This is a genomic window from Sphingopyxis sp., assembly GCF_035250425.1.
Classification (GTDB): Bacteria; Pseudomonadota; Alphaproteobacteria; order Sphingomonadales; family Sphingomonadaceae; genus Sphingopyxis.
The window spans coordinates 1-4,424 of record NZ_DATFFD010000251.1 but is presented as its reverse complement, the minus strand read 5'-3'; the positions used below and the strand labels follow the sequence as shown (position 1 = coordinate 4,424).

The following is a 4,424-nucleotide window of genomic DNA, read 5'->3' as shown; positions in this document are numbered from 1 at the left end:
GGGGTGCCCGCGGTCGCGGCGTCGGGCATGGCGCTGCCGCCCGAAGGGATCGTGTCGGTTCCCGGCTTTTTCCTCATCATTGGCGAGGTCGTGATCGGCCTCGCGATGGGCTTCGTGCTCCAGATGGGGCTTGCCGCCGCCTTGCTCGCGGGCGAGGCGATCAGCAACGCGATGGGGCTCGGCTTCGCATCGATGGTCGATCCCTTGAGCGGCGCGTCGAGTTCGGCGATCGGCCAGTTTCTGTCGATGATGGCCACCGCGCTGTTCCTCGCCGCCGACGGCCATCTCGTGCTGATCGACATCATCGTCGACAGTTACAGCGCGCTGCCCCCCGGCAACGCCTTTCCGTCCTGGGACGCGATCGGCGGCATCATCCGTTTCGGCAGCCTGATGTTCGCGGCGGGGCTCACCATCGCGATGCCGGTCGGCTTCGTGCTGATCCTCGTCCAGATCATCATGGGCGTCATCGGCCGCTCGGCGCCGGCGCTCAACCTGTTCGCGGTCGGTATTCCGGCGACCTTGCTCGCCGGGATCGTGCTGCTCGGCGTCGCGACCCCCGCGATGGCCGAGGCGATCGCACGCATCCTGTCCGACGCGCTCGACGCCGCGCGCATGGTCGCGGGGATCTAGGCGATGGCGGGCACGACCGAGAAGGACCAGAAAACCGAACAGCCGACGGCGAAGAAGCTGACGGACTCGGCACGCGAAGGCGATGTGCTGATGTCGCGCGAACTCGCCACCGCGCTGATGATGCTCGCCGCCGCGGGCTGGATGGTCGCCGCGGGCGGCTGGTTCGTCCAGTCGGCGGGCGACCTCGTCCGCCGCGGCCTGACCCTGACCGCCGCCGACGTCGCCGATTTCGCACCCGCCGAGGCGCTGATGCGCAACGGCGCCGAAATCCTGCTGCCGCTCGCGAGCCTGTTCGCGCTCGCGCTCGGCGCCGCGATCGCCGGCCCCGCATTGCTCGGATCGATCGGCTGGCGCGGCAAGGCGCTGCACTTCAAGGGCAATAGAATGAACCCGATGACCGGGCTAAAACGCATGTTCGGCATGCAAGGCGTCACCGAACTCGGCAAGGCATTGGCGAAAGTGCTGCTGCTCGGCACCATCGGTTACTGGCTCGTCCTGAACAGCCTGCCCGCGATCATGACGATGGCGTCGACCGACCTGATCGCCGCGATAGGATTGGCCGGAAAGGAAATCGGCCATGCGATGCTGACGCTCGCCGGTGGGCTGGTCGTCATCGCGCTGATCGACGTGCCGGTGCAATGGTTCCAGCGCAACCAACGGCTGATGATGAGCAAGCAGGAAGTAAAAGACGAAATGCGCCAGTCCGACGGCGCTCCCGAACTCAAGCAGGCGCAGCGCCAGCGTGCGCACGACATATTGAGCGGTTCGGCGCGCAAGGCGGTGTCCGACGCGACGGTGGTCCTCACCAACCCGACGCATTTCTCGGTTGCGCTGCGTTATCGTCCGGGGGTCGATGCAGCGCCCGTCGTCGTCGCCCGCGGCCGCGGCGATGTCGCGCTGTCGATCCGCGAGCTTGCGCGCGATGCAAATGTCCCTTTGCTCGAATATCCGGCGCTCACGCGCGCGATCTATTTCACCGCGCGCGCGGGCCGCGTGATCCCCGAGGAATTATTCGTCGCGGTCGCAACGGTGCTCGCCTTCGTGTTCCAGCTCGAACGCGCGGCCGCCGAAGGCACGGCGCCTCCGGCGGTCGACGTGCCGTCCTCGCATCGTTTCGATCCCGAAGGGCGACGTCAGGCTTAATATCGCGTCGCGACCGCCGTTAAGGGGTTCGAAGGATATTTTGCCATGGTCAGTTCAATCGCCAACAGCCTCGGCTTCGGATCGGGCCTCGACGTCAAACAGCTCGTCACCGACCTGTCGAATGCGTCGCGCGACCCGAAAATTGCGCGCATGGCCTCGCTCACCCAGGCGAACCAGACGCGGATCAGCGCGCTGGCGCAGGCGCGATCGAATCTCGACGGCTTCGCCGATTCGCTGGGCCAGATGGTCGCCGACGGCACCTTGCGCAGCACGCCGACCGTTTCCGATGAAAGCGTGCTCGGCGCCACCAGCCGCGCCGGCCTCTCCGCCGACAGCTTCGCCGCGACCGTTGTCGTCACGCAGCTCGCGCGCGCGCAGACCAATTATTCGGGCGTCGTCGCCGATCGCACCGCCGCGATCGGCGCGGGCACGATGACGCTGACCGTCGGCGGCGCCGCCAAGACGATCACCATCGATGCGGCGAACAACAGCCTCGACGGGCTGGCCAATGCGATAAACGCGAGCGGCGCCGGCGTGACCGCGTCGATCATCGCCGATGAGGGCGGCCACCGCCTGATCCTGAAAGGTCCGACGGGCGATGTCGGCGCCTTTACGCTGGCCGCCGATCCCGGCGCCGATCCCGGCCTCTCCGCCTTTGCGACCGCGGGCGGGTTGACCGAAGGTCAGAGCGCCGCCAACGCCGAATTCACGATCGACGGCGTCGCCTTCAGCCGCGCGACCAACATCATCGACGACGTCGTCCCGGGCATGTCGCTGACGCTCAAGAAGGCGGCGCCCGGGCAGCCCGTCGACATCGGCGCTAGCCGCCCGCTCGACATGATCAAGCAGACCGTCGGCGATTTCGTCTCGGTCTATAACCAGTTGAAAAAGAGCCTGACGTCGGCTTCCAGCATGTCGGGATCGACCGCGTCGCTGCGCGAGCTCGAACGCGAGTTGCAGGGATTGGTCAACAAGGTGCTGTCCAGCCATGGCACCATCAACAAGCTGTCCGACATCGGTATTTCGACGACGAAGGAAGGGTTGCTCACCGTCGACAATGCCAAGCTCGACAAGGTGCTCGCCAGCGACGCCGGCGCGGTCGAGGCGTTGTTCAACCCGCGCCGCGATGCGACGCACACCGAGATGAGCGATCCCGGCATCGCCTTTGCGCTCGACGCGATCCGCGACAAGGCGGTCGGCGTCAACGGCGTGATCGATCGCGTGTCGAAATCGCTCGACGCGAAAAAGGAAAATCTCGCCGATCAGCTCGAGAAAATCGAGGACCGCGAGAGCGCTTATAAGGCGCGGCTCGAGAAGCAATATAGCACGCTCGAAGCCAAGCTCGCGGCGTTCAAGGCGACGCAGACCTATCTCGAACAGCAAATCAAGCTCTGGTCCAACCAGGGTAACGACTAAGAACCAGGACTTGGGGACCACCGCCGTGAACGCTACTGCCTCGACCGTCCGGGCGACCGGGCTTTATCGCCGGTTGCAGCATGAGAGCCGCGCCGCGGCCGCCGACCCCGTCGAGCTGGTCACCATGCTCTATGACGAGTTGGAGACCGCCGTCGGCGTGCTCGGCGCCATGATCCGGCAGGGGCAGCGCGTCTCGGCCACCGAGCCCGCGCACCGCGCGCGCGCGATCCTGATCGGCCTCGATGCGGGGCTCGACCGCGACAAGGGCGGCGATGTCGCCACCGCGCTGTCGCGCGTCTATCGCAGCATGCGGCGCAAGCTCGACGATGCCGTGGCAGCGAATAGCGCCGAGGGTCTTGCCGAACTGCTCGAAGGGATTTTGACGATCAGTGCCGCCTGGCGCCAGCTTCGCTGACCAAACCTGAGAAGCTACGACGGCCCGCCCCTCGAATGAGAAGCGGGCCGTCGTCGTTGAAATGGGCCCGCTGGTTACCCGGCCGCCCATGGTGGGGACGGGCGGCCGGGTGGTGCGGGAGCGGACCAGAGCCCCCTTTTTCAGCGGGTGCTGAAACTTGTGTCGCGGCCGGTCAGGCGGCCTGCTGGTGAACCCCGTATTTGCGCATCTTTTCGATCAGCGTCGTGCGCTTCAGCGTCAGCAGGCGCGCCGCTTCCGAAATGATGCCGTCGGCGAGGTCGAGCGCAACGTGGATCTGCTCGAGTTCGATCGTCTCGATCTCGCGCTTGAGGTCGATCGGACGGCCCGGCGCTGGCGTCTTGGCGTGCGGCGTGGCCGAGGCCACATCTTCCGCGCTGGCCGGCATCAGGGCGGGGCTGCTGGGGACAGCCCGCCGCGGTGCCAGCGCTGCGGTGGGGTTCAGAAGTATGGCGACGTCATCGAGACCGAGCGTCTCGCCGCCATGAAGAACGCTGGCGCGCTCGACAAAATTGCGTAGTTCACGGACATTGCCCGGCCATGCATGCTGCATCAGCAGCGTCATCGCCGAATCGTCGAAGCGGCATTTGGCGTCGGCGGGCATCTGGCGCTGGAAATGGCGGATCAACGCCGGAATATCCTCCACGCGGTTGGCAAGGCCGGGGACCTGGAGCACAACCACGCCGAGCCGGAAGAACAGGTCTTCGCGGAATTTGCCATCGGCGATCGCAGCGCCGAGATCCTGGTGCGTCGCGGAGATGACGCGGACGTCGACGGCCTTCACATCGCTGCTGCCGACGCG

The 4,424-nt window shown here is 66.4% G+C and carries 5 protein-coding genes; 4 read left to right on the top strand and 1 reads right to left on the bottom strand.

Annotated features, from left to right (window positions below):
* The 4 genes from fliR to fliS all read left to right on the top strand — a co-directional run.
* Window positions 1–630: flagellar biosynthetic protein FliR (fliR, locus tag VJ811_RS15310; RefSeq protein ID WP_324073890.1), on the top strand; the 630-nt coding region annotated here is incomplete at its 5' end.
* A gap of 3 nt (window positions 631–633) precedes the next feature.
* Entirely contained in the window at window positions 634–1,773 is a 1,140-nt protein-coding gene (locus VJ811_RS15305) for a flagellar type III secretion system protein FlhB (protein ID WP_324073888.1), read from the top strand.
* A gap of 45 nt (window positions 1,774–1,818) precedes the next feature.
* Window positions 1,819–3,189, top strand: a complete 1,371-nt coding sequence (gene fliD, locus VJ811_RS15300) for a flagellar filament capping protein FliD (protein ID WP_324073886.1) — start codon at window positions 1,819–1,821, stop codon at window positions 3,187–3,189.
* A 25-nt stretch (window positions 3,190–3,214) separates the two neighbouring features.
* Complete coding sequence (gene fliS / locus VJ811_RS15295; RefSeq protein ID WP_058539400.1) at window positions 3,215–3,604, top strand: flagellar export chaperone FliS; 390 nt, start codon at window positions 3,215–3,217, stop codon at window positions 3,602–3,604.
* A gap of 172 nt (window positions 3,605–3,776) precedes the next feature.
* Here the strand turns inward: fliS and VJ811_RS15290 are convergent.
* Window positions 3,777–4,424, bottom strand: a 648-nt coding sequence (locus tag VJ811_RS15290; protein WP_324073883.1) for a sigma 54-interacting transcriptional regulator, incomplete at its 5' end; no start/stop codon positions are given.

Bases quoted from the DNA above. Each gene is read 5' to 3' on its own strand.
- VJ811_RS15305 (WP_324073888.1), top strand. From the start codon at position 634: ATGGCGGGCACGACCGAGAAGGACCAGAAAACCGAACAGCCGACGGCG.
- fliD (WP_324073886.1), top strand. From the start codon at position 1,819: ATGGTCAGTTCAATCGCCAACAGCCTCGGCTTCGGATCGGGCCTCGAC.